Source organism: Streptomyces piniterrae (assembly GCF_005048155.1).
Taxonomy (GTDB): domain Bacteria; phylum Actinomycetota; class Actinomycetes; order Streptomycetales; family Streptomycetaceae; genus Streptomyces; species Streptomyces piniterrae.
On the sequence record NZ_SUMB01000014.1, the window covers coordinates 208,798 to 235,765 of the forward strand.

General features: G+C 69.9%; 28 protein-coding genes. 21 read left to right on the forward strand and 7 right to left on the reverse strand.

What is annotated here, in order from left to right:
* The first annotated feature begins 149 nt into the window (after positions 1–149).
* Positions 150–761 (forward strand): hypothetical protein, encoded by a 612-nt coding sequence (locus FCH28_RS32720; protein WP_187363983.1) that lies wholly within the window; start codon positions 150–152, stop codon positions 759–761.
* A 79-nt stretch (positions 762–840) separates the two neighbouring features.
* Here the strand turns inward: FCH28_RS32720 and FCH28_RS32725 are convergent, their stop codons facing one another.
* Complete coding sequence (locus tag FCH28_RS32725; RefSeq protein WP_136743832.1) at positions 841–1,137, reverse strand: ferredoxin; 297 nt, start codon at positions 1,135–1,137, stop codon at positions 841–843.
* A gap of 250 nt (positions 1,138–1,387) precedes the next feature.
* Here FCH28_RS32725 and arc point away from each other — a divergent pair, with 250 nt between their 5' ends.
* From arc to prcA, 6 genes are all read left to right on the forward strand, one after another.
* Positions 1,388–3,154 carry a proteasome ATPase gene (arc, locus tag FCH28_RS32730; RefSeq protein WP_136743833.1) on the forward strand — a complete coding sequence of 589 codons (1,767 nt, stop codon included), beginning with the start codon at positions 1,388–1,390 and terminating at the stop codon, positions 3,152–3,154.
* 275 nt (positions 3,155–3,429) lie between these two features.
* Complete coding sequence (gene dop, locus FCH28_RS32735) at positions 3,430–4,941, forward strand: depupylase/deamidase Dop (protein ID WP_187363984.1); 1,512 nt, start codon at positions 3,430–3,432, stop codon at positions 4,939–4,941.
* 188 nt (positions 4,942–5,129) lie between these two features.
* Positions 5,130–5,348: a ubiquitin-like protein Pup gene (locus tag FCH28_RS32740; RefSeq protein ID WP_136743834.1), complete on the forward strand. Its 219-nt coding sequence runs from the start codon at positions 5,130–5,132 to the stop codon at positions 5,346–5,348.
* A 149-nt stretch (positions 5,349–5,497) separates the two neighbouring features.
* The gene (locus FCH28_RS32745) at positions 5,498–5,866 is read left to right on the forward strand and encodes an endonuclease VII domain-containing protein (RefSeq protein ID WP_246103429.1); all 369 of its coding nucleotides are present in this window, start codon (positions 5,498–5,500) and stop codon (positions 5,864–5,866) included.
* On the forward strand, positions 5,818–6,663 hold the full coding sequence (gene prcB / locus FCH28_RS32750; protein ID WP_136743835.1) for a proteasome subunit beta: 846 nt from the start codon (positions 5,818–5,820) through the stop codon (positions 6,661–6,663). The genes FCH28_RS32745 and prcB overlap by 49 nt, the downstream gene beginning before the upstream one ends.
* Positions 6,664–6,754: 91 nt before the next feature.
* Entirely contained in the window at positions 6,755–7,663 is a 909-nt protein-coding gene (gene prcA, locus FCH28_RS32755; RefSeq protein WP_136743836.1) for a proteasome subunit alpha, read from the forward strand.
* Positions 7,664–7,764: 101 nt separating this feature from the next.
* On the opposite strand, the gene FCH28_RS32760 is transcribed toward prcA, so the two are convergent.
* Positions 7,765–8,895: a LacI family DNA-binding transcriptional regulator gene (locus FCH28_RS32760; protein WP_246103430.1), complete on the reverse strand. Its 1,131-nt coding sequence runs from the start codon at positions 8,893–8,895 to the stop codon at positions 7,765–7,767.
* Positions 8,896–9,016: 121 nt separating this feature from the next.
* Here FCH28_RS32760 and FCH28_RS32765 point away from each other — a divergent pair, with 121 nt between their 5' ends.
* The 12 genes from FCH28_RS32765 to FCH28_RS32820 all read left to right on the forward strand — a co-directional run bounded on the left by FCH28_RS32765 (position 9,017) and on the right by FCH28_RS32820 (position 21,007).
* Positions 9,017–10,276, forward strand: coding sequence for an MFS transporter (locus FCH28_RS32765; protein WP_136743838.1), 1,260 nt, complete (start codon positions 9,017–9,019; stop codon positions 10,274–10,276).
* Between the two features lie 9 nt (positions 10,277–10,285).
* On the forward strand, positions 10,286–11,647 hold the full coding sequence (gene pafA / locus FCH28_RS32770) for a Pup--protein ligase (protein ID WP_136743839.1): 1,362 nt from the start codon (positions 10,286–10,288) through the stop codon (positions 11,645–11,647).
* 139 nt (positions 11,648–11,786) lie between these two features.
* Positions 11,787–12,824: an FKBP-type peptidyl-prolyl cis-trans isomerase gene (locus tag FCH28_RS32775; protein ID WP_136743840.1), complete on the forward strand. Its 1,038-nt coding sequence runs from the start codon at positions 11,787–11,789 to the stop codon at positions 12,822–12,824.
* 56 nt (positions 12,825–12,880) lie between these two features.
* A complete protein-coding gene (locus FCH28_RS32780) occupies positions 12,881–13,255 on the forward strand; it encodes an FKBP-type peptidyl-prolyl cis-trans isomerase (protein ID WP_136743841.1) in 375 nt (124 codons plus the stop codon).
* 146 nt (positions 13,256–13,401) lie between these two features.
* Positions 13,402–14,370 (forward strand): helix-turn-helix transcriptional regulator, encoded by a 969-nt coding sequence (locus FCH28_RS32785; protein ID WP_136743842.1) that lies wholly within the window; start codon positions 13,402–13,404, stop codon positions 14,368–14,370.
* Positions 14,371–14,389: 19 nt separating this feature from the next.
* Complete coding sequence (locus FCH28_RS32790) at positions 14,390–15,340, forward strand: helix-turn-helix transcriptional regulator (protein ID WP_136743843.1); 951 nt, start codon at positions 14,390–14,392, stop codon at positions 15,338–15,340.
* Between the two features lie 120 nt (positions 15,341–15,460).
* On the forward strand, positions 15,461–15,706 hold the full coding sequence (locus FCH28_RS32795) for a hypothetical protein (RefSeq protein WP_136743844.1): 246 nt from the start codon (positions 15,461–15,463) through the stop codon (positions 15,704–15,706).
* A 55-nt stretch (positions 15,707–15,761) separates the two neighbouring features.
* Entirely contained in the window at positions 15,762–15,980 is a 219-nt protein-coding gene (locus FCH28_RS32800) for a hypothetical protein (protein WP_136743845.1), read from the forward strand.
* A gap of 226 nt (positions 15,981–16,206) precedes the next feature.
* Positions 16,207–16,506 (forward strand): Sec-independent protein translocase subunit TatA, encoded by a 300-nt coding sequence (gene tatA / locus FCH28_RS32805; RefSeq protein ID WP_136743846.1) that lies wholly within the window; start codon positions 16,207–16,209, stop codon positions 16,504–16,506.
* 59 nt (positions 16,507–16,565) lie between these two features.
* Positions 16,566–17,528: a twin-arginine translocase subunit TatC gene (tatC, locus tag FCH28_RS32810; RefSeq protein WP_246103431.1), complete on the forward strand. Its 963-nt coding sequence runs from the start codon at positions 16,566–16,568 to the stop codon at positions 17,526–17,528.
* Positions 17,529–17,722: 194 nt separating this feature from the next.
* Positions 17,723–20,539, forward strand: a complete 2,817-nt coding sequence (locus FCH28_RS32815; protein ID WP_136743847.1) for a DEAD/DEAH box helicase — start codon at positions 17,723–17,725, stop codon at positions 20,537–20,539.
* 111 nt (positions 20,540–20,650) lie between these two features.
* Positions 20,651–21,007: an L-rhamnose mutarotase gene (locus FCH28_RS32820; protein ID WP_136743848.1), complete on the forward strand. Its 357-nt coding sequence runs from the start codon at positions 20,651–20,653 to the stop codon at positions 21,005–21,007.
* 22 nt (positions 21,008–21,029) lie between these two features.
* On the opposite strand, the gene FCH28_RS32825 is transcribed toward FCH28_RS32820, so the two are convergent.
* From FCH28_RS32825 to FCH28_RS32845, 5 genes are all read right to left on the reverse strand, one after another.
* A complete protein-coding gene (locus FCH28_RS32825; RefSeq protein ID WP_136743849.1) occupies positions 21,030–21,962 on the reverse strand; it encodes an ADP-ribosylglycohydrolase family protein in 933 nt (310 codons plus the stop codon).
* Positions 21,959–22,453: an ABA4-like family protein gene (locus tag FCH28_RS32830; protein WP_136743850.1), complete on the reverse strand. Its 495-nt coding sequence runs from the start codon at positions 22,451–22,453 to the stop codon at positions 21,959–21,961. The genes FCH28_RS32825 and FCH28_RS32830 overlap by 4 nt, the downstream gene beginning before the upstream one ends.
* A complete protein-coding gene (locus FCH28_RS32835; protein ID WP_136743889.1) occupies positions 22,450–23,355 on the reverse strand; it encodes a hypothetical protein in 906 nt (301 codons plus the stop codon). Before FCH28_RS32835 ends, FCH28_RS32830 begins: the two co-directional genes overlap by 4 nt.
* A 280-nt stretch (positions 23,356–23,635) precedes the next feature.
* Positions 23,636–24,493 (reverse strand): siderophore-interacting protein, encoded by an 858-nt coding sequence (locus FCH28_RS32840; protein WP_136743851.1) that lies wholly within the window; start codon positions 24,491–24,493, stop codon positions 23,636–23,638.
* Positions 24,494–24,561: 68 nt separating this feature from the next.
* Positions 24,562–25,476, reverse strand: coding sequence for a 5'-3' exonuclease (locus FCH28_RS32845; protein ID WP_136743890.1), 915 nt, complete (start codon positions 25,474–25,476; stop codon positions 24,562–24,564).
* Between the two features lie 236 nt (positions 25,477–25,712).
* Here FCH28_RS32845 and FCH28_RS32850 point away from each other — a divergent pair, with 236 nt between their 5' ends.
* Positions 25,713–26,150, forward strand: coding sequence for a hypothetical protein (locus tag FCH28_RS32850; protein WP_136743852.1), 438 nt, complete (start codon positions 25,713–25,715; stop codon positions 26,148–26,150).
* A 56-nt stretch (positions 26,151–26,206) separates the two neighbouring features.
* Positions 26,207–26,932, forward strand: coding sequence for a helical backbone metal receptor (locus tag FCH28_RS32855; protein WP_136743853.1), 726 nt, complete (start codon positions 26,207–26,209; stop codon positions 26,930–26,932).
* The last annotated feature ends 36 nt before the right edge of the window (positions 26,933–26,968 follow it).

Here is a 26,968-nt window from a genome sequence, read left to right on the forward strand (position 1 = left end):
TTCCGCTCCCGGAACCGCCGGCGGCGCCGCTTTGTTGAAAGACGGTTTCCGCTCGCGAAACTCCGGTGGCAACGGTTCCGCCCCGCCCCCACCTGTGGAACGATGCTGGGCACTCCCACCGCCACAGCTCTTCACAGGAGTTACCCCGCGTGCAGCCCTTGGTCGGCCAGGACCTTTCGCATTCCCAGCCCCGCCCCATGCACTGGCTCGCCACCGCCACCGCCATCTCGGGCGTCGTCGCGGCCGCGTCCCTCATCCAGCCCCCCGACGCCACGGCCACGACCTCGCACGGCGCCAAGCCCTCCTACCGGGCCAACACCGCCCAGGCCCCCGTGGCGGCCCCCAAGCCGGAAGAAGCCGACTTTCCCGTCAACTGCGGACCCAACCGCCTGGACGTGGTGAAAAAGGCCACCGGCGACCTCGACCTCGACGGTACGGCCGAGACCGTCGCGGTGGTCCGCTGTCACAGCGACTTCGGCACCCCGCCCAGTGGCGTCTACGTCCTCGCCCAGCCGACCGCCCCCGATGAGCCGGAAGCCCCGCCGCGCATCGTCGCGACCCTTGTCGCCCCGTCCCAGAAGCTCAGCGTCGAGCGCTTCGCCCTCAGGGGCGACACGATCTCCGCGACGCTCCTGGGCTACTCCTCGCTGGACGTGCCGCGCTGCTGCCCCGACGAGCGCAGGAACGTCAAGTGGCAATGGCGGGAGGGGAAGTTCATCGAGACCGAGCTGCCCTCCGCCGCGAACACCAAGAGCGCCTGACTCGTCACACGAAGTAGGCGTGGTGCGGTCGGCATCGACCCCACCACGCCTGCGGTCCTTCCGCGCCGCGTCCGCCCGGCTACTCAGCGTCCGGACCGTAGACTTCCACCAGGTCCGACATACGACGGACGTGGATACAGTCTCCGGGGCACTCCTTCGCGGAGTCCCGCACATCATCGAGCAGCTTCAACGGGACGGGCGTTGTGGCACCCTTGTCCTGCAGCAGCTCGTCATCGGCGCTCTTCACATAAGCCAGACCGTCGATGTCCAGCTCGAAAACCTCCGGCGCGTACTGCGCGCAGATCCCGTCGCCGGTGCACAGGTCCTGGTCGATCCAGACTTCAAGCTCTGGACGGGCTTCATCCTGCGCGGTCATCTCGCCTGCCGTTCCCTGCCTACGTGATACGTAAATGTCTAAGTGGCGCCAGCCCTGACGGGTGTTGACCGTCCCGACGATACAACCGCTCGCTTTCCGATGTTGTTGGGTGGGTATTCCCTTGGCGTGAGGACGTGCGCAAGGGTGAAGATCGGACACACCCCGACAGTCTTTTCGATCTAGGGGTTTCAACCTGCACCGGCCCAGGTAGGGTCAGGAAGCGTCCAGCTCCTTGGAGGAGGTGAGGACCGTGGCAGCCCACGACGACGACATCAACCGCGGCATCCGGCCGGGGCGGGGGTCTGAAGATCCCGCCGGCCAGGTTGCCTATCTCGAGCAGGAGATCGCCGTCCTGCGACGCAAGCTCGCCGACTCTCCGCGTCACACGAGGATTCTCGAAGAGCGGATCGTCGAGCTGCAGACCAACCTGGCCGGCGTTTCGGCTCAGAACGAGCGACTCGCCAATACTCTCCGCGAGGCCCGCGACCAGATCGTGGCGCTCAAGGAGGAAGTCGACCGGCTCGCACAGCCCCCGGCCGGCTTCGGTGTCTTCCTGCAGGCGAACGAGGACGGCACCGCCGACATCTTCACCGGAGGCAGAAAACTCCGGGTGAATGTCAGCCCCAGCGTGGAGACCGAGGACCTCAGGCGCGGCCAAGAGGTCATGCTCAATGAAGCGCTCAATGTGGTCGAGGCCATGGAGTACGAGCGCGCCGGCGACATCGTCACCCTCAAGGAGATCCTTGAGGACGGCGAGCGTGCGCTGGTGATCGGGCACACCGACGAGGAACGGGTGGTGCGGCTCGCCGAGCCGCTGCTGGACATCACCATCCGCCCCGGCGACGCCCTGCTGCTCGAACCCCGATCCGGCTACGTCTACGAAGTCATCCCGAAGAGCGAGGTCGAGGAACTCGTCCTCGAAGAGGTCCCGGACATCGACTACACCAAGATCGGCGGTCTGGGCGGCCAGATCGAACTGATCCGGGACGCGGTCGAGCTTCCGTACCTCTACCCCGACCTCTTCAAGGAGCACGAACTCCGCCCGCCCAAGGGCGTCTTGCTCTACGGCCCGCCCGGCTGCGGCAAGACACTCATCGCCAAAGCGGTCGCCAACTCCCTTGCCAAAAAAGTCGCCGAAGTGACCGGGCAGCCCGCGGGGAAGAGCTTCTTCCTCAACATCAAAGGCCCCGAGCTGCTCAACAAATATGTTGGGGAGACGGAACGGCACATCCGGCTCGTTTTCCAGCGGGCCAGGGAAAAGGCCAGCGAGGGCACACCCGTCATCGTCTTCTTCGACGAGATGGACTCCCTCTTCCGCACCCGGGGATCCGGCGTCAGCTCGGACGTGGAAAACACCATCGTCCCGCAGCTGCTCTCCGAGATCGACGGCGTGGAGGGCCTGGAAAACGTCATCGTGATCGGTGCGTCCAACCGCGAGGACATGATCGACCCCGCGATTCTGCGCCCCGGCCGCCTCGACGTGAAAATCAAGATCGAACGTCCGGACGCGGAAGCCGCCAAGGACATCTTCTCGAAGTACCTCACGGAAAACCTCCCACTGCACGCAGACGACCTCTCCGAACACGGTCAGTCGCGCAAGGCAGCGGTCAGCGGGATGATCCAGTCGGTCGTCGAGCAGATGTACGCGGAATCCGAGGAGAATCGCTTCCTGGAGGTCACCTACGCCAACGGTGACAAGGAAGTCCTGTACTTCAAGGATTTCAACTCCGGTGCGATGATCGAAAATATCGTAGGACGCGCGAAGAAGATGGCCATCAAGGCCTTCCTCGAACACAACCAGAAGGGTCTGCGGGTCTCCCACCTCCTCCAGGCATGCGTGGACGAGTTCAAGGAGAACGAGGACCTGCCGAACACCACCAACCCGGACGACTGGGCCCGTATCTCCGGCAAGAAGGGCGAGCGGATCGTATACATCCGCACGCTGGTCACCGGAAAGCAGGGCGCGGACACCGGTCGCTCCATCGACACGGTGGCGAATACCGGCCAATACCTGTAACGCCGCTCTCCGGCTGCGGATGTCCTGCACGGGGCGTCCGCAGCCGGACGCATTTCCGGGGACCGCAGTGACGCCCCCCAGAGAGCGCGACCGACCAGGGAAAACCGGACTGGAGCAATGACTGTAATGATCTCCCCAGCGCCGCAAAGGCGTTCTAGGCTCTTCGGTACCGCCGCGTCACGCTGTGCGGGAGCGGGGATCGCACACGGACCGGAAGCGCAGCGGTACTTGAGCGCCGACCCCACCCGGGGGCGCCGCCGGGCAAGGAGGGCCGCATGACCGTACGGCGAGTAATGGGAATCGAGACGGAGTACGGGATCTCCGTCCCCGGCCACCCGAACGCCAATGCCATGCTCACCTCATCCCAGGTCGTCAACGCCTACGCGGCCGCGATGCACCGGGCACGGCGTGCCCGCTGGGATTTCGAGGAGGAGAACCCGCTGCGGGACGCCCGCGGCTTCGACCTCGCCCGTGAGGCCGCCGACTCCAGTCAGCTCACCGACGAGGACATCGGCCTGGCCAACGTGATCCTCACCAACGGGGCCCGGCTCTACGTCGACCACGCACACCCCGAATACAGCGCCCCCGAGGTCACCAACCCCCGCGACGCCGTCCTCTGGGACAAGGCCGGCGAGCGGATCATGGCCGAGGCCGCCGAGCGCGCGGCGCAGGTCCCGGGCGCCCAGCCGATCCACCTCTACAAGAACAACACCGACAACAAGGGCGCCTCCTACGGCACGCACGAGAACTACCTGATGAAGCGGGAGACCCCCTTCTCGGACATCGTGCGGCACCTCACGCCGTTCTTCGTCTCCCGCCAGGTGGTCACCGGCGCCGGCCGGGTCGGCATCGGCCAGGACGGCCACGAGCACGGCTTCCAGATCAGCCAGCGCGCCGACTACTTCGAGGTGGAGGTCGGCCTGGAGACGACCCTCAAACGCCCGATCATCAACACCCGCGACGAACCGCACGCGGACGCGGAGAAATACCGCCGGCTCCACGTGATCATCGGCGACGCGAACCTCTCCGAGATCTCCACGTACCTGAAGCTGGGCACCACCGCCCTGGTGCTCTCCATGATCGAGGACGGGTTCATCGCCGTCGACCTGGCCGTCGACCAGCCCGTCCGCACCCTCCACCACGTCTCCCACGACCCCACGCTGCAACACCTGATCACGCTCCGCAGCGGCCGCACCCTCACCGCCGTACAACTCCAGATGGAGTACTTCGAGCTGGCCCGCAAATACGTCGAGGACCGCTACGGAGCGGACGCGGACGAGCAGACCAAGGACGTCCTGACCAGGTGGGAGGACGTGCTCGGGCGGCTGGAGAACGACCCCATGAGCCTGTCCGGCGAACTCGACTGGGTCGCCAAGCGCGAGCTCATGGAGGGCTACCGCCGTCGCGACGGCCTGGGATGGGACGCCGCCCGGCTGCACCTCATCGACCTGCAGTACGCCGACGTGCGCCCCGACAAGGGCCTGTACAACCGTCTGGCGGCCCGCGGCAAGATGAAGCGGCTCCTGGACGAGCCGGACGTCCAGCGGGCCGAGATGAAGCCGCCAGAGGACACCAGGGCGTACTTCCGCGGCCGCTGCCTGGAGCAGTACGCGGACGACGTCGCGGCCGCCTCATGGGATTCGGTCATCTTCGACCTGCCCGGCCGTGACTCCCTGCAGCGGGTTCCCACGCTGGAGCCGCTGCGCGGAACCCGTAAACACGTCAAGGAGCTCCTGGACCGCTGTCGGACGGCAGAGGACCTGGTGAGGACGCTTTCCGGCCGCTGATGAACGGCCGGTTCAGGCCGGATCCGCGGCGATCCACAGCTGATCCACGGCTGAAATGGCCGCGGTGCGGGAATCATCGTGGTGACTCCTGGACGTTGCACCAAGTGCGGGGCCGATGTCGGACCCTGCTTGTAGGGTCGGATCTTGAAGGTCACATCGAGCGGGGCGAACCGAGCGGGGTGAGGCATATGGCGACCAAGGACAGCGGCGGCGGGCAGCAGAAGGCCACGCGTTCCACCGAAGAGGTCGAGGAGCAGACGCAGGACGCGCAGGCTTCGGAGGACCTCAAGGAACGCCAGGAGAAATTGTCGGACGACGTGGACTCCGTCCTGGATGAAATCGATGACGTGCTCGAAGAGAACGCCGAGGACTTCGTACGAAGCTTCGTTCAAAAGGGCGGGCAGTAGGCGCGCCTTGCCTTTGAATCGAAGGCTCAAGGGTGGGTGAGGAGTCGGAGTCGACGAAGAGCTGTGTGCGGTGGTCGACGCGACGCCGCACGCAGCCTTCGCTCGCAGGCGGTCGGACCTTGACGGTTCGCCGCGGTACCGCCGAGCGTGTGCGGCTCACTGCCGCCGCACACGCCGGCCCGGCCGGGGTACGGCGACCCGCCGCAAACCTTGCGCGACAGCCGAAGGGCGGCCCCGGCCACGTCAAGCGCCGGCACGGCATCGGCGAAGCGGAACGTGACGCAACGATCAAGGAGCGGCGCGGGTCGTGCTCGATCCGCCCGGAGTCTGACGCTCTGCATGTGGATCACGATCACAAGACGGGTAAGGTCCGAGGCGTACGGTGCTTCAGCTGCAACGCAGCCTTGGGTCAATTCAAGGACCGGCCGGACGTCTTGAGGCGGACGGCCGAGTATGTGGAAGGAAACGCGTGGAAGCCAACACTCCAAGCACCGGGCGTCTGCCAGCAGCCTTCCTGACGCCTGGATCCTCGTCGTTCATGGATTTCCTCGGCGAGCATTCTCCCGATCTGCTGCCGGGCAACCGCCCGTTGCCGCCCATCCAGGGCGCCATCGAGGCTCCGCACGGCACGACGATCGTCGCCGCGACGTTCCCAGGCGGTGTGGTGCTCGCCGGTGACCGGCGGGCGACGATGGGGAATGTCATCGCGCAGCGGGATATCGAGAAGGTTTTCCCGGCCGATGAGTATTCGGCGGTCGGCATCGCCGGCACCGCCGGTCTCGCGGTCGAGATGGTCAAGCTCTTCCAGCTGGAGCTGGAGCACTTCGAGAAGGTCGAGGGTGCCCAACTCTCCTTGGAGGGCAAGGCGAACCGGCTGTCGACGATGATTCGCGGCAATCTCGGGATGGCCATGCAGGGCCTGGCCGTGGTGCCTCTGTTCGCCGGGTGGGACGTCGACCGGGAGAAGGGCCGTATCTTCTCGTACGACGTGACCGGTGGGCGTTCCGAGGAGCATGGCTTCGCGTCGACGGGGTCCGGTTCCGTCTTTGCCCGTGGTGCGCTCAAGAAGCTCTACCGGGACGACTTCACGGAGAATCAGGCCGCCACGGCCGTCGTTCAGGCGCTGTACGACGCCGCGGACGACGACTCGGCGACCGGCGGGCCGGATCTGGCCCGGCGGATTTATCCGATCGTCACGGTGATCACCGACGAGGGCTTCAAGAAGCTCACCGAGGCCGAGATCTCGGAGATCGCCCGTGCCGTTCATGAGCGCCGCTTCGAGCAGCCCGACGGCCCGCGTGCCGCGCTGCTCTGAGGGACGGATGTTCCGGAAAGCTCCCCCCGCCACCGCTGGGGGAGCCCCCACGCCAGTGAGAGAGATTTTGACAGGAAGGGACGGATAGCCGGTGTCGACGCCGTTCTATGTCTCACCCCAGCAGGCCATGGCCGATCGCGCCGAGTACGCCCGCAAGGGCATCGCGCGCGGCCGCAGTGTCGTGGTGCTGCAGTACACCGACGGCGTGGTCTTCGTCGCCGAGAATCCTTCCCGCGCCCTGCACAAGGTCAGCGAGATCTATGACCGGATCGCCTTTGCGGCGGTCGGCAAATACAACGAATTCGAGAATCTGCGGATCGGTGGTGTGCGTTATGCCGATTTGCGGGGTTATACCTACGACCGCGAGGACGTGACCGCGCGCGGTCTCGCGAATGTCTATGCGCAGACGCTCGGCACGATTTTCTCCAGCGCCGCGGAGAAGCCGTACGAGGTCGAGTTGATCGTCGCCGAGGTCGGCAATGCGCCGGAGGACGACCAGATCTACCGGTTGCCGCATGACGGCTCGATCGTGGATGAGCACGGTTCGGTGGCGGTGGGTGGCAACGCCGACCAGATCAGCAGTTATCTGGACCAGCATCACCGTGAGGGGATGACGCTGGGCGAGGCGCTGAAGCTGGCCGTGGAGTCGCTGTCGCGGGACACCAACGGTGGTGAGCGGACGCTGACCGCCGAGCATCTCGAGGTGGCGACGCTGGACCGTACGCGGCCGCAGCAGCGGAAGTTCAAGCGGATTCTGGGGCGTCAGCTGTCGCGGCTGCTCGACGAGCACAGCGGTGCGGAGGCCGAGAAGCCGGCGGAGGGCGCGGCCGGGGACGCCGGCAGTGCCGAGGAGTCGGCGGGTGCCGGTGAGTCCGCCGGGAAGGGCAAGGGCGCCAACGGCAAGGGTGCCAATGGCAAGGGCGGTTCCGGGGCTTCGGACAAGGAGGCTTCGGGTTCCGCGGGTTCCTCGGAGGGTTCTGAGGAGTCGTCAGAGGAGTAGTGCGGCGATGCCGCTTCCGGCCGGGAGGCCGGTCCGCGCGCCCCGGTGGGTCATCGCCCGCCGGGGCGCGCGGCGTTGGGGCGGCTGGGCGGCGGACCGGCTTATGAGGCGGGGGCGGTGTCGGCCGGTGGCGGGGCCGTGGAGCCGCGGGTGACGAGTTCTACCGGCAGGGTGGGGCTCTCGGGGCGGCCGCCGTCGAGCACGGCCATCAGGGCGCGCATGCCGGCTTCGCCGAATTCCTCGGCGGGCAGTCGTACGGTCGTCAGCTCCGGTTCGACGGCGACCGCGAGGGCCAGGTCGTCGAATCCGGTGACGGAGACGTCTTCGGGGACGCGCAGGCCCAGCCGGCGGACGGCTTTGCAGGCGCCGGCGGCGATGATGTCGTCGTCGCAGAGGAGCGCGGTGGGGCGGGGGCCGGGGCCGGTCAGTGCGGCGTGCGCGGCGTGCAGCCCGGCGTCGACGCCGAGTGCGGCCGGGTGGTGGCGCAGCTGGGTGCCGGGGGTCTGGCGCAGGGTCTCGGCGAGGGTACTGGCGCGCAGGGCGAAGGTCCAGGAGTCGACGCCGGCCGTGAGGTGGGTGATGCGGCGGTGGCCGAGGGTGAGCAGATGGGTGGTCAACTGCCGTACGCCGTCGGCGATGTCGAGGTTGACGGTGGCGCCGGCCCGGTCGTCGTCGGGGTCGCTGTCGAGCATCACGAGGGGGAGGCCGGCGTGGCGCAGGGCGCTGAGGGCGTCGGCGGCCATGGAGGAGGCGATGACGCCGTCGAGGGTGGCGGAGGCGGAGTCGAAGGGGTCGCGGGCCGGGCCGATGCCTTCGGGTGAGGGGTAGAGGACCACGCCGAAGCCGTGGTCGGCGGCGAGGCGGGCGGCTCCGGTGTAGACGCGGGCGAAGAACTCGGTGGTGAGGGCGGGGACGACGAGGAGCGCGGTGCGGGTGTGGCCCATGCGGAGGCTGCGGGCGGCGAGGTTGGGGCGGTAGCCGAGGTCGCGGGCGGCGGCGCGTACCGCCTCGGCCTTGGTCGCGGAGACCCGGCCGCGCCATTTGTCGCCGAGGACGAGGGAGACGGCGGCCTGGGAGACTCCGGCGGCGCGGGCGACGTCCCGGCTGGTGGCGCGGGTGGCGGCGGTGGTGCGGGGTGGTTCGCGGTGGGGTGTCCGGGCCGGTGCCGTGTGGGGGGTCGTGCCGGCCGGTGGTTCGCTGCGGGCCGGTGGCGTGGCCTGGTTGCTGGTCACCGGTGTGTCACTCCTCATGCTGGGCCGCTGCGGGGTGGACCCGCGGGTTGCGGCCATGGTACGTATAACGCCGCAGGTTATACGTATCACGTCCGGGTGTGCCGGACGGAGAGGGGCGGGGATGGCCGCGGGATATGCGGAGCTGCTCAGGACCCGGCACGCGGCGCGGCTCCTGGTGGGCACCCTGGTCGGCAGACTGCCGAACGCCACCGCCGCGCTGGCCGTGGTGCTCTTCGTCCGCGCCGAGGGCGGCAGCTATGCGCTCGCCGGCGCGCTCTCCGCGGTCTACGGCGTCTTCACCGCCGTCGGCCAGCCGCTGCTGGGCCGGGCGGTGGATGTGTACGGCCAGCCGCGGGTGATGCTGCCCGCCTCGGTGCTCTCCGGCCTCGGGATGGCGCTGCTGGCCGTCGTCGGCCTGGATGTGCCGTGGCTCGCCTACGTCGCCATGGTGATCGCCGGTTTCTTCACGCCGCCCCTGGAGGGCGGCCTGCGGGCCCTGTGGCCGGGGGTGCTCAAGCGCGAGGACCGGGTGCACGCCGCGTACGCGCTGGACGCGGTCGCGCAGGAAGTCATGTTCGCGGTGGGGCCGTTGCTGGTCACGCTGTCCGTGGCGGCCTGGTCGGAGCGGGTCGCGCTGCTGGTGATCAATCTGGTCGGGGTGCTCGGTGCGCTGTCCGTCGTGGTCTCGAAGCCGTCCCGGCAGTGGCGCAGCGGGCCGCGTGAGGCGCACTGGCTGGGTGCGCTGCGGTCCTCGGGGATGCTGGTGCTGATCGGGGCGTTCTTCTTCGTCGGGCTGGCGCTGGGGTCGATAGCGGTCGCGGCGGTGGCGTACGCCGATGAGCACGGGGACGCCATGGTCTCCAGCTATCTGCTGTCCGCGCTGGGTGCCGGCGCGCTGGTGGGTGGGCTGGTCTACGGCGTCCGCGAGTGGCCGGGGCGGCCGGAGAACCGGTTGCGGCTGCTCGTCTCGCTTCTGGCGCTGGGGTATCTGCCGCTGATGCTGGCGCCCGGTGTCGTCGCGATGACGGCGCTGGCGGGGCTCTCCGGAGTGTTCTTGGCACCGGCGCTGGCCTGTGCGTTCGTGGTGGTGGACCGGCATGCGCCCAAGGGCACGGTGACGGAGGCGTTTTCGTGGCTGGTGACGACGTTCGGTGTCGGTGCGGCGGTGGGCCAGTCGGTGGTGGGGCCGGTCGTGGAGGGCGGCGGTTCGCCGGCGGGCTTCGCGGTGGCCGGTGCCGGTGGGGTCGCGGCGTTGCTCGTGCTTTTGTCGACGAAGCGATTTCTTGGGGATCCCGTGCGGCGTACCGAAGGTGCCCGCCCGGCGGAAAATGATCGAAACGGGGCTGTCGAACCCGGTTTCAGAGCAGGCCATCAGGCGTAATGTTCAGTCATGGACCGCCGCATTTTCGGGCTGGAGAACGAGTACGGCGTCACGTGCACGTTCAGGGGACAGCGCCGACTGTCGCCTGACGAAGTGGCGCGGTACCTCTTCCGCCGTGTTGTGTCATGGGGCCGCAGCAGCAATGTCTTCCTGCGGAACGGCGCCCGCCTGTACTTGGACGTGGGATCGCATCCGGAATACGCAACCCCCGAGTGCGACAACGTGACCGAACTGGTCACCCACGACAAGGCCGGCGAGCGCATTCTCGAGGGCCTGCTCGTCGACGCCGAACGCCGCCTGCATGAGGAGGGAATCGCGGGCGACGTCTATCTCTTCAAGAACAACACCGATTCGGCGGGAAACTCCTACGGTTGTCACGAGAACTATCTCGTGGCCCGTCATGGTGAGTTCTCCCGGCTCGCGGACATCCTCATTCCGTTCCTTGTCACGCGTCAGCTGCTGTGCGGTGCGGGCAAGGTGCTGCAGACGCCGCGGGGCGCCGTCTACTGCGTAAGCCAGCGTGCCGAGCACATCTGGGAGGGCGTTTCCTCGGCGACCACCCGTTCCCGGCCGATCATCAATACCCGCGATGAACCGCATGCGGATGCCGAGCGTTATCGCCGGCTGCATGTCATCGTCGGTGACTCCAATATGTCCGAGACGACCATGCTGCTGAAGGTCGGGGCCACCGATCTCGTGCTGCGCATGATCGAGGCGGGCACGGTAATGCGTGATCTGACGCTGGAGAATCCGATCCGGGCGATCCGTGAGGTCAGTCATGACGTCACGGGCCAGCGCAAGGTGCGACTGGCCAGCGGCCGGGAGGCCTCGGCTCTCGAGGTGCAGCAGGAGTACTACGAAAAGGCCGTCGATTTCTGCGATCGCCGGGGAATCCGTACGGGCACGGTCGAGCGGGTCCTGGAGTTGTGGGGCCGCACCCTTGGGGCGATCCGGGACCAGGAGCTGGACCGTATCTCCACGGAGATCGACTGGGTGATGAAGCATCAGCTCATCGAGCGTTACCGCACAAAGAACAACATCACCATGTCCCACCCTCGGGTGGCGCAGATAGACCTCGCGTATCACGACATTCACCGCCGCCGGGGTCTTTACTACCTCCTGGAGCGGAAGGGGCAAGCGGCGCGGATCTGCAACGACTTGAAGATCTTCGAGGGCAAGTCGGTGCCGCCGCAGACCACCCGCGCCAGGCTGCGCGGCGACTTCATCCGGCGGGCGCAGGAGCAGCGCCGTGACTTCACGGTCGACTGGGTGCATCTGAAGCTCAATGACCAGGCGCAGCGGACGGTGCTGTGCAAGGACCCGTTCCGTTCGGTCGACGACAGGGTGGAGAAGCTGATCGCCGGGATGTGACCGGGCGGGGAATGTGGTGGTGTGCCGGGAGCGCGAATGCTCCCGGCACATTGCTGTGTTGCTTCGGGAAACGGTTGGGGGCACAGGTCGTAGAGTGGCGGGCATTGCCCATCCACCCCCACGAGCCCGAGTTGGACAGATGCTGAAATCTCCCGGGGGACGCCCCCCGTACCGCTCGTTCACGAAGACCACCCGTCGCGCCGCCGCCGCGCTGGCGGTGCCCCTTCTGCTGTTCACCGCCGCTTGCGGGTCGGACGACGACAAGGGCTCGTCCGCGGTGGCGGTCGCCACGGTGAAGGGCGATGTCGGTGACAAGCCCAAGATCACCGTCGCGAAGGGCGCCAAGGCGTCCGACAAGGTGGTCACCAAGACCGTTGTCGCGGGCAAGGGGGTCGCCGTGAAGAAGGGCGACAACGTGCGCGCGGACTACGCGGGGCAGCTGATGAAGGGGCAGAGCTTCGGCAGCAGCTGGGACGTCCAGCCCGGCACGGACAAGAACGCCCCCAAGCGCCAGCTCGTGTTCGAGCTCAATGAACAGCTGCCGCAGATGCAGCAGAACCTGCCGGTCCCGGTGAAGGCGCTGGAGGCGCTGGAGGGGCAGAAGGTCGGCAGCCGGGTCCAGGTGGAGGGGACCGCCAAGGCGCTGATCGGTGAGGTGAACCCGCAGTCGGGTATCAAGCCCAGCGATGGCATGGTGTTCGTCTTCGATATCGCCGGGGCCACCCATATCGACAAGAAGGCCCAGGTCAAGGGCGAGCAGGCGGCGCCTGAGGACGGTATGCCGGTGGTGAAGGCCGAGGGGCAGAAGGCCGCGGAGATCACCATTCCCAAGGGGGAGAAGGCGCCCACCGAGCTCAAGGAGCAGGTGCTGATCAAGGGCAAGGGCCGCGAGGTGAAGGCCCGGGACGCGCTTGTCGCGCAGTACACCGGTGTGAAGTGGCGGGACGGCAAGAAGTTCGACTCGTCCTGGGACCACGGTGGTGCGACCGCGTTCCAGATCGGCACCGGCAGCGTCGTCAAGGGCTGGGACAAGGGCCTGGTCGGCAAGCACATCGGTGACCGGGTGCTGCTCGCGATCCCCGCGGACCTGGCGTACGGTGACGCGCCGCCGCCGGGCAGCGGTCTCGAAAAGGGGGACTCGCTGGTCTTCGTGGTCGACATCGTCGGCACGTTCTGATCACATCTGCGAGACTGACGCGGCAATCGTAAAGATTCGTAAGTAGGAGCACATTCGTGAACATCGACAAGCCCGAGATCGACTTCCCCGAGGGCCCGGCTCCCACCGAGCTGGAGATCGTGGACCTGTGGGAGGGTGACGGGCCGGTCGCCAAGGCCGGGGACTTCGTCAAGGTCCACTATGTCGGCGTCTCCTTCAGCTCCGGCGAGGAGTTCGACGCGAGCTGGAACCGCGGCAACCCGCTGGAGTTCCAGCTGGGCGCCGGCCAGGTCATCACCGGCTGGGACAAGGGCATCCAGGGCATGAAGGTCGGCGGCCGCCGCCGGCTGACCATCCCCGCGCACCTCGCGTACGGCGACCGCGGCGCCGGCAGCGGCAAGATCGCCCCGGGCGAGACGCTGATCTTCGTTTGCGACCTGGTCTCCGTCTGAGACCACCGCTGATCCACTGAGGGCCCATGCCCCCGTCCGGACGCCGTCCGGAGCCGGGGGCATGGGCCCTCGGCTTTTGCCCGGGGCACCCTGAGCGGTACGGTCAACGGTCGGGAAGTACAACGGGAGAACGCGAAAGGGCGTCGATGGCGATTGCCAAGGCCGAGCGGCTGATGAACCTGGCGCTGTGCCTGCTGGGGACGCGACGCCCGCTGACCAAGCGTGAGCTCAGGTCGTCCATCGAGGCGTATATCGAGGCGAACAGCGACGACTCCTTCAACCGCATGTTCGAGCGGGACAAGGACGATCTGCGCGAGCTGGGCCTGGTCATCGAGACCGTCGAGGGCATCGACGGCGAGCCCGGCTATGTGGCCCGCCGGGACAGCAACCGCCTCCCCCCGATCACCCTGGACGCCGAGGAGGCCGCCGCCCTCGGGCTGGCCGCCAAGATCTGGCAGCAGGCCCGGCTGGCCGGCGCCGCCAGCGGCGCGCTGCAGAAGCTGCGGGCGGCCGGCATGCCGCTGGCCGCGGACGGCGAGGACATCGACGCCGGGCAGCCGCACAGCGCCCTCGAACCCCGCATCCCGGCCCACGAGGCGGCGTTCGAGCCGCTGATGCTGGCCTGCCGGGACCGCCGCCCGGTCATTTTCGACTACCGCAAGTCCAACGCCGCCCGACCCGAGCAGCGGCAGGTCGAGCCGTGGATCCTGGAGTGCTGGCGCGGCCACTGGTACGTCGCCGGCTGGGACCGGGAACGCCAGGCCGAGCGGGTCTTCCGGCTGTCCCGTATCACCGGCAAGGTCCGTTCCCGGCAAGGGAAGTTCACCGCGCCGGTGCCGGACCACGTCACCGTCCGCGAGACCGTCGAGAGCTGGGCCGGCGAGACCGCCACCGGCACCGCCAGGATCAGGCTCCGCGCCGACCACGGCTACCCGCTGCGCGCCCGCGCGCTCTCCGTACGGGAGTTGGGCGACGGCTGGGACGAGCTGGAGATCCCCAACGGGCACGGACTCGACGCCTGGCTGGTGGAGTTCGGTCCTGACGTGGTGGTGCTGGAACCCGCGGAACTGCGGGCCGATGTCGTGGACCGGCTGCGCGCCGTGGCCAAGGGCTGAGAGGGACGGGACGCACTCCATGGCTACGAACGCGATCGACCAGACCCGGCGGATGCTGTCGCTGGTCACCTATCTGCGCGAGCGCCCCGGCGCGCGCGTCGGCGATGTCGCCCGCGCCTTCGGGATCAGCGAGGACGAGCTGATCGCCGACCTCGACGTACTGCCGATGTGCGGTACGAGCTTCCGCGGCGGCGACCTCCTGGACATCGACACCGACGGCGACCGCATCTGGTGGCACAACCCCGACGATGTCGCCGAACCGCTGCGGCTGGCGGCCGACGAGGCCACCGCGCTGCTCGTCGCGGCCCGCGCCGTGGCCACCCTCCCCGGACTGCGCGAGGGCGACCGGCAGGCGCTGCTGCGCGCCACCGCCAAGCTGGAGGCGGCGGCCGGTGAGGCGGCCGGCGCCAGCTCCCGGCTCTCGGTGACCTTCGAGTCCGAGGGCGGGGTCTTCGCCGACGTGGACCGTGCCATCGCCGAGCGCCGCCGGCTGTGGCTGCGCTACTACTCACCGGCCCGCGACGAGCTGACCGAGCGCGAGGTGGACCCGATCCGGCTGTTCGCCGTCGGCCACACCTATGTGGAGGCGTGGTGCCGGCTCTCGGAGGCGCGGCGCACCTTCCGGCTCGACCGGGTCGCCGAGATCAAGCTGCTGGACGCGCCCGCCGACCCGCCGCCGATCGAGCTGCGGGACCTGTCCGAAGGCCTGGTGCAGCCGGCGGCCGAGGACCCCGAGGTCGTGATCGAGGTCGGGCCCGGCGGCCGCTGGGTCGCCGAGTACTACCCGCACGACAGCGCCGAGGAACTGTCCGACGGCGGGCTGCGCATCACCCTGCGCACGCCTGACCCGGCCTCGCTGCGGCGCCTCGCGCTGCGGCTGGGCAGGGACGGCCGGATCGTCTCGCCGCAGGCCCTCGCCGACAGTGCGCGGCAGGCGGCGAACCAGGCGCTCGCGGCGTACGGCGAGTGAGCGCGCTGCGCCGGGCCCGGCGGGCGGCGCCCCGGTCACCGTGACGGCCGGCGAGCAGTCGGTCACCGCACGCACCGATCACCGTAAGCTCCGATCACCGTAAGGAGGAGGCAGCGAAGGATGACGACCACGATGGCCACGATGACCGCTCCGGTGCACTTCAAGGCGGCCTGCCCGGACTGCCGGGGCCGCTTCGAACTTGCCTCGGACGCCTTCCGGCTGGCCATCGGTGCCAGCAGCCGCACCACGTTCTACTCCTTCACCTGCCCCGACTGCGGCAGGTCGGTACGCAAGCCGGCCGGCGAGCGGATCGTCGAGCTGCTGACCGACGGCGGCGTCCGGACGCTGCGGCTGCACACCGGCTGACCGGGCGGCGTGACGCCCGACGGCTCCCTCCGGGGCGGCCCGATAGGCTCGCCCCATGCTCTGGCCCATGATCGCTATCGCCCTCGGCTTCCTCGGCATCGCCGTGCTCGGTGTCCTCGCCGTCCGCGTCTTCGTCGAAGTGCGGCGGCTGGCGCGCCAGGTGGCCACCGCGTCGGACCGGATCCAGCGGGCCGCGCAGGATCTGGAGCGGGCCGCGACGCCGCTCGCCGCCCACGGCCACGCTGGTCACGCCCATGAAGGCGGCAGGGACTGACGGCGGCACCCTGCTGCGGCGGAGATCCGGGAGGTACGCTGCATCAGCGGTGCGGTCCCTGAGGCGGGTGGGCCGCGCATCAGGGCAGGCAATCCGGAGTACGCACGGGGATTGCCCAGCGTTTACCACCAAACGTTACGATCGAGGGCAGCACCAGGAACGCCAGTCCGATCCGCATTCGGCAGGCACCACAGCAGACGCCGCCCCGGCGAGAAGGTAGTCGCAGATGCTCAGCAACCTTAAGCCGTTCGAGATCTTTCTGATCATCGCAGTCATTGTGCTGCTGTTCGGTGCGAAGAAACTCCCGGACATGGCGCGTGCGCTCGGCAAGTCCGCTCGCATCCTCAAGAGCGAGGCCAAGGCCATGAAGAAGGAGGGCGAGACGGAGGACGGCGCCACGACCGGCACCACGTCCGAGGCGCCCTCCGAGGCAGCCCAGCAGGCCCCTCGTACGATTCAGGCGGCTCCCGGTGATGTGAGCAGCTCGCGCCCCGTGGCCGAGCCGAACACCACCAACAAGAGCTGACCCGAACGATCCAGTCGCCGACCGTCGGGTACGGCTGATGTACGAGACGAGGAAGTGGGTTGCTCAAGTCCGCCCGCAAGCAGGAGAAGGACCCCGAGGGGCGGATGCCGCTCGCGGCGCATCTGCGTGAGCTGCGCAACAGGCTGCTGAAGTCGGTGCTGGCGATGGCCGTGGTCACCGCCGTTGCGATGTGGCAGTACGAGTGGATCGCCCACTTCATCACGGGCCCGGTGATCGACACGGTGGGCTGCCCCAAGGGCACCTCGGTTGCCGCGCCGCGGGACCATCCGTGCGTCGTGGTCACCGCGAACGGTCTGCTGGCACCGTTCACCATCATGCTCAAGCTGTCCCTCACGACAGGGGTCGTCCTCGCCAGCCCGGTGTGGCTCTACCAGCTGTGGGCGTTCCTCGCGCCGGGGCTGCACAGGCATGAGAAGAAGTACGCGCTGAGCTTCGTCGCCGCCGGTGTGCCGCTGTTCCTCGGCGGTGCCTACCTGGCCTACGCAGTGCTGCCCACCACCGCGGGTGCGCTGGTCGGGCTGACCCCCAGCGACTGGGCCAACCAGTTTCCGGCCGACGAGTTCTTCGACATCGTCACGCGCATGGTGCTGGTCTTCGGCTTCGCCTTCGAGCTGCCGCTCGTGCTGGTGCTGCTCAACTTCGGCGGGGTGCTCACCGGCCACCGGATCATGAGCTGGTGGCGGTTCATGGTGCTGGGCATCACGATCTTCGCGGCGCTCGCGACGCCCACCGGTGACCCGCTGACGATGGGCCTGCTGGCCGCGCCGATCGTGGTGCTGTACTTCGGCGCCGTCGGCATCTGCCTGGTCAACGACCGCCGCCGCAGGCGCGGCAACCCGGACGCGGGCCTCGATGACGACGAGGCCTCCGAGCTCGATCTGACGCCCGAGGGCATCGGCGGGATCGAGCCGGTCTCCTCCGGCCGGATGCTCCCGGAGCAGGCGACCGGCGAGCCGGGCGACGAGGTGACCCGGCGCGGCGGCTATGACGATGTGACGTGACCTTTTGTCACGCGCGTGTGACGTGTGGTGACCAATGGTTTTCGAACGGCCCCGTGCTCTGTGAGCCGGGGCCGTTCGCCTGCCCGGGGAGCCGGGGAGCCGGGGAGCGGAGTGGCTCGCTGTGGCTCGTCGGGTAAAGGGCCGCCATAAAGATCCGGTCGTTGTCAGAGGTGGCCGGTAGGCTCGTAAGCACGATGACCGAGGACATGTCCCCTGCTGAGCGCTATGCCGCCGCCAAGCTCAGAGCGGCCGAGCAGGCCACCGCACTCGCCCCTTTCCGAGAGATGTACGACTTCGGGCTGGATCCGTTCCAGGTCGAGGCGTGCCGGGCCCTGGAGGCCGGCAAAGGCGTGCTGGTCGCGGCCCCCACCGGGTCCGGCAAGACGATCGTGGGCGAATTCGCCGTCCACCTGGCCCTGGAGCAGGGCCGTAAATGCTTCTACACCACCCCGATCAAGGCCCTGTCCAACCAGAAGTTCACGGACCTCGTCAAGCGCTACGGCGCCGACAAGGTCGGGCTGCTGACCGGTGACAACAGCATCAACTCCGAGGCGCCGGTGGTCGTGATGACCACCGAGGTGCTGCGGAACATGCTCTATTCCGGCTCGCAGTCCCTGGTCGGCCTCGGCTATGTGGTCATGGACGAGGTGCACTACCTCTCCGACCGCTTCCGTGGCGCCGTCTGGGAAGAGGTGATCATCCACCTCCCGGATTCGGTGACGCTGGTATCGCTGTCGGCCACGGTCTCCAACGCCGAGGAGTTCGGCGACTGGCTGGACACGGTCCGTGGCGACACCGAGGTGATCGTCGCCGAGGAACGGCCGGTGCCGCTGTGGCAGCACGTCCTCGCGGGCCGCCGGATCTACGACCTGTTCGAGGAGCGGGACGGCCGGAGCGGCGCCCGCCGGGAGGTCAACCCCGACCTGGAGCGGCTGGCGCGGATGGAGAACAGCCGCCCGACGTTCGGCCGGGACAAGCGCCGCGGCCGAACGATGCGGGAGGCGGACCGCGAGCGCGAGCGCCGTCAGCGCAGCCGGATCTGGACGCCCAGCCGGCCCGAGGTGATCGACCGCCTCGACAACGAGGGCCTGCTGCCCGCGATCACGTTCATCTTCAGCCGGGCCGGCTGCGAGGCGGCCGTCCAGCAGTGCCTGGCGTCGGGCCTGCGGCTCAACGACCAGGTGGGGCGCGAGAAGGTGCGCCGCATAGTGGAGGCGAGGACGGCCGGAATACCGGACGACGACCTCCATGTGCTGGGCTACTTCGAGTGGTTGGAGGGGCTGGAGCGGGGCATCGCGGCCCACCACGCCGGCATGCTGCCGACCTTCAAGGAGGTCGTCGAGGAGCTGTTCGTCCAGGGCCTGGTCAAGGCGGTCTTCGCGACCGAGACGCTCGCGCTGGGCATCAACATGCCCGCGCGCTCGGTGGTGTTGGAGAAGCTCGTCAAGTGGAACGGCGAGCAGCACGCCGACATCACCCCCGGCGAGTACACCCAGCTCACCGGCCGCGCCGGGCGTCGCGGCATCGACATCGAGGGCCATGCCGTGGTCCTGTGGCAGCGCGGTATGGACCCGGGCGCGCTGGCCGGCCTCGCCGGCACCCGTACGTATCCGCTGCGTTCCTCCTTCAAGCCGTCGTACAACATGGCGGTCAATCTCGTCTCGCAGTTCGGCAGGCACCGTTCGCGGGAGCTGCTGGAGATGTCCTTCGCGCAGTTCCAGGCCGACAAGTCGGTGGTCGGGATCTCGCGGCAGGTCCAGCGGAACGAGGAGGGCCTGACGGGCTACCGCGGTTCCATGACCTGTCACCTCGGCGACTTCGAGGAATACTCCCGGCTGCGGCGGGAGTTGAAGGACCGCGAGACGGAGCTGGCCAAGCAGGGCGCGGCGCAGCGGCGGGTGGCGGCGGTGGCGGCGCTGGAGAAGCTCAAGCCGGGCGACGTCATCCATGTGCCGACGGGCAAGTACGCGGGGCTGGCCCTGGTGCTCGACCCGGGTACGTCCCCGGGGCGGACCAACCGCCACCGCGGCTTCGAGGCGCAGGAGGGCCCGCGGCCGCTGGTGCTGACCGCGGAGCGGCAGGTCAAGCGGCTGGCGTCGATCGACTTCCCGGTGCCGGTCACCGCGCTGGACCGGATGCGGATCCCGAAGTCCTTCAACGCCCGCAGCCCGCAGTCGCGGCGCGATCTGGCGTCCGCGCTGCGCACCAAGGCCGGCCATCTGGTGCCGTCGCGGCACCGTAAGCCGCGCGCCGAGGCGGCCGACGACCGGGAGATCGCCCGGCTGCGGACGGCCCTTCGCGCGCACCCCTGCCATGGCTGCGACGAGCGCGAGGACCACGCCCGCTGGGCCGAGCGCTATCACCGTCTGCTGCGCGACACCCGGCAGTTGGAGCGCCGGATCGAGGGCCGGACCAACACCATCGCGCGCACCTTCGACCGGATCTGCGCGCTGCTGACCGAGCTGGACTACCTCGAAGGCGACACCGTCACCGACGAGGGCCGACGGCTGGCCCGGCTCTACGGCGAGCTGGATCTGCTGGCGAGCGAATGTCTGCGGGACGGCGTCTGGGAGGGGCTCGGCCCTGCTGAGCTGGCGGCCTGCGCCTCGGCGCTGGTGTACGAGGCGCGGCAGGCGGACGACGCGGTGGCGCCCAAGCTGCCGGCCGGCCGGGCCCGGGACGCGCTGGCGGAGATGGTGCGGATCTGGGGGCGGCTGGATGCCCTGGAGGAGGACCACAAGATCAACCAGGCGGAGGGGGTCGGCCAGCGCGAGCCGGACCTCGGCTTCGCCTGGGCCGCGTACCGCTGGGCGTCCGGCTTCGGCCTCGACGAGGTGCTGGTGGAGGCGGAGATGCCGGCCGGCGACTTCGTCCGCTGGTGCAAGCAGCTGATCGACGTCCTCGGTCAGATCGCGGCGGCGGCCCCGCCCGAGGGCTCGGTGGCGCGGACGGCGCGCAAGGCCGTGGATGCGGTGCTGCGCGGTGTGGTGGCGTATTCGTCGGTGGGCTGAGCCGACGGCGTAGGCCGGACCGAGCTGAGGAGACGGCGCCCGCGTACCCGGTCGACGGGGCGGGCGCCGTCTGCTCTGTCGCGGGCGGGGCGGTGGGTGAAGGATGCGGCCATGAGTGCGACGAGTGAGGAACAGAGCACCCCCGTACGGCGCTTCGGCAAGGTCATCAAGCTGCGTCCCGAGCACCGGGAGGAGTATCTGCGGCTGCACCGAGCGGCCTGGCCCGCGGTGCTGGCGACGATCACGGCCTGCAACCTCCGCAACTACTCCATCTTCCTGGAGGGCGATCTGCTCTTCTCGTACGTCGAGTACGTGGGCGAGGACTACGCCGCGGATATGGCGCGGATGGCCGCCGATCCGGTGACCCAGGAGTGGTGGCGGCTCACGGACCCTTGCCAGCAGCAGACCGAGGGGGCGGTGCCGGGGGAGTGGTGGACACCGATGCGGGAGGTCTTCCACCACGACTGAGCGGGCGGACACGCCGGTCCGGTCAGGCTCCTGCCCGCAGCAACTCCTCGGCCAGCACGGTCAGTTCGGCGGTCCGCAGCACCGTGTCACCGAACCCGGGCAGCGGGACGTGCAGCGGGCGCGTCCAGCGGTCCGGGATCGCGGACGCGCCGTACACCGCGCCGGCCAGCCCGCCGGTGACCGCCGCGACGGTGTCGGTGTCCCCGCCGAGATCGATCGCGGCGCCCAGCGCGTCGGCGTACGAGCCGGTGGTGCGCAGGGCCCAGAGTGCGGACCCCAGACAGGGCCAGACCGCGCCGTTGAACTCGGTGGCGAGAGCGGGGTGCCAGTCGGGGGCGAGGACGGTGGCCCAGCGGTCGTGGTGGTCCGGGTGCACGCCGGCGAGGGCGTCCGGTACGGCGGCGAGCGGATCGGCTCCGTCCAGGGCGACCCTGATCAGTTCGTGGAGGACCGCGGTGCCCTCCCAGGCCGCGCGGTCGCCGTGGGTGAGGGCGGCCAGCCGTCGGGCGGCTTCCATCGTCGTCGTGCGGCCGCGGCCGGCGAAGTACACGGCCGACGGGGCCGCGCGCATCAGGGAACCGTTGCCCGCGGCACGGGCGTTGATCTCGTAGTGCGCCGCGGCCGCGCGGTCCCAGGGCAGCCCGCTGCCGAGTACGTCCTCGGTCTGCAGCCCGATGTCCTTCGGTCCGCCGGCTGCCCAGCACTGGAAGCGGCGGAAGACATCGGGCAGGTCGAGGCCGCCGCGTGCCAGCAGCGACTGGGCGGTGAGCACCGCCATCTGGGTGTCGTCGGTGGCTTCGCCCGGGTCCCAGCCGCCGCCCGCCCGCATCTCCGCCCGCCCGTCGGGAAATCGCGCGCTGTACGTGCCGGGCTCGCCGAATTCGAAGGGTGCGCCGAGCGCGTCGCCGACGGCGGAGCCCAGGACGGCGCCGATGGCGCGTTCCTCGCGGTTCATGATTCCCCCTGGTGTCGGCCTGGTGTCGGCGCGTTCGCTTTCCGCAGGCTATCGACCCGGTGGTGGGCGGACGCGCGACGGACGCCCGCGCGGATACCGAGGAAGAGCAGGACGCCGATGGGGGAGAGCAGGACGGTCAGCACCAGCAGCGGTCCCATGACCAGGGGGTGGATGCCCAGCGTGCGGGCCTCGCGGTACATCCACTGGCCCAGGAACAGGTCCCAGGCGATCACCTGGGCCCAGATGGCGCCCGCGCCACCGCCGAGCGTCAGCAGTTCCTGGAAACCGGTCAGTTCGGGACGGCTCACCGCGGCCCACAGCTGCGGGAACACCGGTAGGGCCAGGGCGAGATAGACGGCGATGACGGGCACCATCGGGAGCGGGGAGGCGGCGATCCGGTCGGTCCACCGCCACCCGGGGGCGAGGACCATCAGCGCCCAGAACGGTGCCGCGAGGTAGAAGGCCAGGTCGAAGAGGGCGCTGTGGGTCATGCGGGCAACTCCTGGGCGGGGGTGGGGGACTGGGCCGGTGCGGGACGTCCGCGCAGCGCCGCGTACGTACCCGCCGCCGTGGCCACCGCGATGGCGGCGAGCGCGGCGAGGGTCGCCGCATCCGGGTGGACGAGTGCCTGGCCGCGCAGCGCCTGCCAGGTCACCAGGGCGAGCAGTGCGGTGGTGCAGCCCGCCGCGACCCATACGAGGCGCAGCCGTACCTCGGCGCTGCGGAGGCGGGTGAAGCGTCCGGCCAGCGCCTCGATCGCGTAGAGGAAGAGAGGGAGCGCCTGGAGGGCGTGCATGCCGAAGAAGTGCGGGATGCGCAGGTCGCCGCCGGTGGTGTTCCAGCCGGTGAGCGGCATGGCCGGGCCGCCGTCGGGGACGCCGACGCTGTGCGCGCCGACCGTGGTGGCCAGATCGCCCGCGGCCTGCTGGGCGGGGGTGGGCAGCACCATCAGGCCGCCGAGCAGCAGTCCGGCCAGTGCGATCAGCAGGCCGAGGCGGATCGCCCAGGTCGTGGCCCGGTCGCCCAGACGGGCCCGGAAGAGGAGTAGCGCGATGACGAAGGTGCTGGCCCACAGGGCGACGATGGTGAGCCCCATGGCCACGAACAGGCCCTGGTCCAGGGGGGTTTCGATGTTGAAGTGGCTCCGCCGGCCGCGCACCGTCTGGCCGGTGATGATCGCCATCTCGATGGCGCCGGCCACGACGGCGGTGTGCGCCGCCCACTGGCCGACCCGGCTCGGGGCGGCGCGCCGGGACAGCATCCAGGCGAGCGTGAGCCCGTAGGCGGCGAACGACACCGAGAACTTGAGGGGCTTGAGCCAGATGGGCGAGCCGACCAGGACGCGGTCGTCGACGATCAGGCCGGTGGCCGACACGACGGCGAGCGCCGCCATCGCCCAGGAGAAGGCGAGCAGTGAGCGGTATCTGGACATGCGGATCCCCCAGCAGAATGGATAGTAGCGCTTTCCGCTATCTGATAGCTGGACTATCCATGATGGGAGGTGGATTGGCAAGGGGGTTGTGGCGCAAGGGCGTTGACCGCCGGTCGGCTGATGCGTCGGCTCGCGCGAGGGGGCGCGGCGGTCCGGAAAACGCCGAGGGCGCCCGCGACTCGCGGGCGCCCTCGGGCGGTGCTGCTCTCTGTGGCGTTGCTCTGCATGGCGTTGCTGTGTGTCAGGCGGCCGCCGCCGGTGCGGCCTCCTGCTCGGCCTCCATCTGCTGGTTCCAGTCGCGCTTGGAGGCCTGCCAGCCGTCCTCGTCGTGGCCGGAGCGCCAGTAGCCGGAGATCGACAGGGCCTCGCGGGGGATCCCGCGCTCGATCCGCAGCAGCCGCCGCAGCTCCTTCACAAAGCCCGCCTCGCCATGGACGAATGCCTGGACCTGTCCGGCCGGGAACGTCAACGCCCTTACGGCGGCGACTAGTTCACGCCCGACCGGTGCGCCTCCCCGGTACAGCCAGGTGATCTGGGCGTTGGCCGGTGCGTCCAGTTCCTGCGTCTCCTCCGGGCCCGCCACCTCGATGAAGGCGTGCACGGGCGCGCCCGCGGGGATCCGCGCGAGCGAGGCCGCGATGGCCGGCAGTGCGCTCTCGTCGCCGGCCAGCAGATGCCAGTCGGCGTCGGCCTGCGGGAGGTAGGCGCCGCCGGGGCCGAGGAAGAGCACCTCGTCGCCCGGCTCGGCGGCGGCCGCCCAGGGGCCGGCGAGGCCCTCGTCGCCGTGCACCACGAAGTCGACGGTCAGCTCGCGGGCCGCGGCGTCCCAGGAACGCACGGTGTACGTACGGGTCCTGGGCCACTGCGCCCGCGGGAAGTCGGCGCGGATCTGCGCGATGTCGAACGGCTCGGGGTAGGCCACGTCGGGCAGCGGAAAGACCAGCTTGATGTAGTGGTCGGAGTAGTCGCCCGCGGTGAATTCCGCCAGTCCCGGGCCGCCCAGCACGACGCGGACCATATGCGGGGTGAGCTGCGCGGTGCGCAGCACCTGGGCGCGGTGCACGGCGGGTTTTTTGCGGGACGGACGTTCTTCTGCCACGGCAATCTCCCCTGACGCGGTCGTGGGTGAGGCCTCACCCATGGGTTAGGTATACCTAACCTAACAGTTCATCTCTGGAGTGTGAGAAGCAGCCGGTGCAAAGATCCGCCCAAGCCCCACTGCGCGGCCAGCGCCTCCAGCCGCTCCGGGTCGGCCGGTTCGGCCGGCAGCGCGATATCGACGTCGGGCACCGGCACATCGCCGGCCACCCGTACGACCTTGGGGGCGACCTCGATATACGGCCGTGCCTCGGTCAGCCGCTTGCGCTGGGTGGGGGTCAGCTTCGAGGCGGGGTCGTCGGCGGCGGCCATGATGCCCGCCAGATCGCCGTACGCGTCCAGCAGCTTCGCGGCGGTCTTCTCGCCGATGCCGGGCACCCCCGGCAGGCCGTCGCTGGGGTCCCCGCGCAGCAGCGCCAGATCGGCGTAGCCCGGCCCGTCCACGCCGTACTTCGCGCGCAGCAGCGCCTCGTCGGTGATCTGCAGCGTGCCGACGCCCTTGAGGGGATACAGGATGCGGATGCCGCGCCGGTCGTCGATCAGCTGGAAGAGGTCGCGGTCGCCGGTGACGATGTCCACCGGCCCTGCCGCCCGGCCGGTCAGGGTGCCGATGACGTCGTCGGCCTCGTAGCCCTCGGCCCCGATGCGGGCGATGCCGAGCGCGTCGAGGACCTCCTCGATCATCGGGACCTGGGGGGAGAGGGTGTCCGGGATCTCCTCCACATCGGGCTCGGCGGAGCCCGCGGGGGCCTCCTCGGCGACCCGGTGCGCCTTGTAGGAGGGGATCAGATCGACCCGCCACTGGGGGCGCCAGTCGAAGTCCATGCAGGCGACCAGGTCGTCGGGGTGGTGGTCCTGGACGAGCCGGGCGATGAAGTCCAGCAGACCGCGCACCGCGTTGACGGGTGTGCCGTCCGGGGCCCTGACGGAGTCGGGGACCCCGAAGTAGGCGCGGAAGTAGAGAGAAGCGGTGTCGAGGAGCATCAGGCGTCGAGTCACATCCCGCATGATGCCGTACGCCCCCTACGCCACACGGAGGTGCGCTGGACCGTCGCCGGGTTGGTGCCGCGGCACGGCGCGAGGCCCGGACGCCCCCGATGGAGCAGCCGTCCGCCCGAACGGACGCCCCACGTCGCGGCGGCGCGGGAGGGGTGCTTCGCTGCCAGTGCGCCGGTTGTCCCTCGTGGCCGCCGCGGCCGCGGCCGGCGCGGGAGCCGACCGTGAACGCTGCGCGTATAACCGCCGCCGCCCTGCTCAGCACCGCCGTCCTGGGGCTCGCCGCACCGGCCGCCTCGGCCCGGGTCGCGCCGAATCCGGTGACGGCCGGCCAAGAGGTGAACGTCAGCGACGGCCGGCACTGCGCCGCGGCCCAGGGCGCCAGGGCGGCATCGACCCTCTTCGGCGGCGCGGTGGCGCTCCGCCCCGACACCCGCGGCATGGCCGCCGAGGCGACCGTCGACGAGGGCGTGACGCCCGGCCGCTACAAGGTCGTCATCGAGTGCGGGCCGGGCGGCGCGCGGTACACCGAGACCGTCACCGTGCGCGGCGGCAGCGTGGACGGTGTGAACACCACGCAGGCGGCCGGCGGGCTGGCCCTGCTGGTGCTGGCCGGCGGTGCGGCGTATCTCCTCCGACGCACCGTCAGCGCCCGGTTCTGAGCGGGGAGTTCACCGAGCGAACGGTGCGCGGTGGGGGTGCACCGTACGGTGGGGGCATGCCCCCTCGCCGTGTGGTCTCCCTGGTGCCGTCCCTCACCGAGGCGGTGGCCGCCTGCGCGCCCGAGCTGCTGGTCGGCGCCACCGACTGGTGCAGCCACCCCGCCGGGCTCGGCGTCACCCGCATCGGCGGCACCAAGAACCCCGACACCGCCCGGATCGCCGCCCTCGCACCCGATCTCGTGATCGCCAACGAGGAGGAGAACCGGCCGCAGGACCTCGGCGCGCTGCGGGCCGCGGGCCTGGACGTCCTCGTCACCGAGATCAGGACCCTGGACCAGGCGCTGCGCGAACTGGCGCGCGTCCTGGTGCGCGGCTGCGGCCTGCCCAGGCCCGGCTGGCTGGACGCCGCCGAGGCCGCCTGGCAGGACCTGCCGCCCCGGCCGGCGGAACTGGCCGCGGTGGTCCCCATCTGGCGGCGGCCGTGGATGGTGCTGGGCCGGGACACCTTCGCCGGCGATCTCCTCGTCCGCCTCGGCGTCCGTAACCTCTATGCCGGGCACGCCGACCGCTACCCCCGCATCCCGGTGGACGAGCTGAACGCCGCCGGCGCCGACCTCGTCGTCCTCCCCGACGAGCCGTACCGCTTCACCGCCGAGGACGGCCCCGAGGCCTTCCCCGGGCTGCCCGCCGCGCTGGTCAGCGGACGCCATCTCACCTGGTACGGGCCGTCGTTGGCGAAGGCGCCGGACATCCTGGCCGAGGCGGTCGCCGCGGCCCGCTGAGCGGCGGGCGGTCCGGGCCCGCCCGATGGGTCACGG

What these genes read in the sequence shown, in the direction of transcription:
- FCH28_RS32845 (WP_136743890.1), bottom strand. Translation starts at nt 25,476, where the DNA reads ATGCTCCTCGACACCGCTTCTCTCTACTTCCGCGCCTACTTCGGGGTC.
- FCH28_RS32740 (WP_136743834.1), top strand. Translation starts at nt 5,130, where the DNA reads ATGGCGACCAAGGACAGCGGCGGCGGGCAGCAGAAGGCCACGCGTTCC.
- FCH28_RS32835 (WP_136743889.1), bottom strand. Translation starts at nt 23,355, where the DNA reads ATGGCGGCGCTCGCCGTCGTGTCGGCCACCGGCCTGATCGTCGACGAC.
- FCH28_RS32815 (WP_136743847.1), top strand. Translation starts at nt 17,723, where the DNA reads ATGACCGAGGACATGTCCCCTGCTGAGCGCTATGCCGCCGCCAAGCTC.
- FCH28_RS32785 (WP_136743842.1), top strand. Translation starts at nt 13,402, where the DNA reads ATGGCGATTGCCAAGGCCGAGCGGCTGATGAACCTGGCGCTGTGCCTG.
- FCH28_RS32790 (WP_136743843.1), top strand. Translation starts at nt 14,390, where the DNA reads ATGGCTACGAACGCGATCGACCAGACCCGGCGGATGCTGTCGCTGGTC.
- FCH28_RS32830 (WP_136743850.1), bottom strand. Translation starts at nt 22,453, where the DNA reads ATGACCCACAGCGCCCTCTTCGACCTGGCCTTCTACCTCGCGGCACCG.
- dop (WP_187363984.1), top strand. Translation starts at nt 3,430, where the DNA reads ATGACCGTACGGCGAGTAATGGGAATCGAGACGGAGTACGGGATCTCC.
- FCH28_RS32820 (WP_136743848.1), top strand. Translation starts at nt 20,651, where the DNA reads ATGAGTGCGACGAGTGAGGAACAGAGCACCCCCGTACGGCGCTTCGGC.
- FCH28_RS32725 (WP_136743832.1), bottom strand. Translation starts at nt 1,137, where the DNA reads ATGACCGCGCAGGATGAAGCCCGTCCAGAGCTTGAAGTCTGGATCGAC.
- FCH28_RS32825 (WP_136743849.1), bottom strand. Translation starts at nt 21,962, where the DNA reads ATGAACCGCGAGGAACGCGCCATCGGCGCCGTCCTGGGCTCCGCCGTC.
- FCH28_RS32765 (WP_136743838.1), top strand. Translation starts at nt 9,017, where the DNA reads ATGGCCGCGGGATATGCGGAGCTGCTCAGGACCCGGCACGCGGCGCGG.
- FCH28_RS32795 (WP_136743844.1), top strand. Translation starts at nt 15,461, where the DNA reads ATGACGACCACGATGGCCACGATGACCGCTCCGGTGCACTTCAAGGCG.
- FCH28_RS32800 (WP_136743845.1), top strand. Translation starts at nt 15,762, where the DNA reads ATGCTCTGGCCCATGATCGCTATCGCCCTCGGCTTCCTCGGCATCGCC.
- FCH28_RS32775 (WP_136743840.1), top strand. Translation starts at nt 11,787, where the DNA reads ATGCTGAAATCTCCCGGGGGACGCCCCCCGTACCGCTCGTTCACGAAG.
- pafA (WP_136743839.1), top strand. Translation starts at nt 10,286, where the DNA reads ATGGACCGCCGCATTTTCGGGCTGGAGAACGAGTACGGCGTCACGTGC.
- tatA (WP_136743846.1), top strand. Translation starts at nt 16,207, where the DNA reads ATGCTCAGCAACCTTAAGCCGTTCGAGATCTTTCTGATCATCGCAGTC.
- FCH28_RS32855 (WP_136743853.1), top strand. Translation starts at nt 26,207, where the DNA reads ATGCCCCCTCGCCGTGTGGTCTCCCTGGTGCCGTCCCTCACCGAGGCG.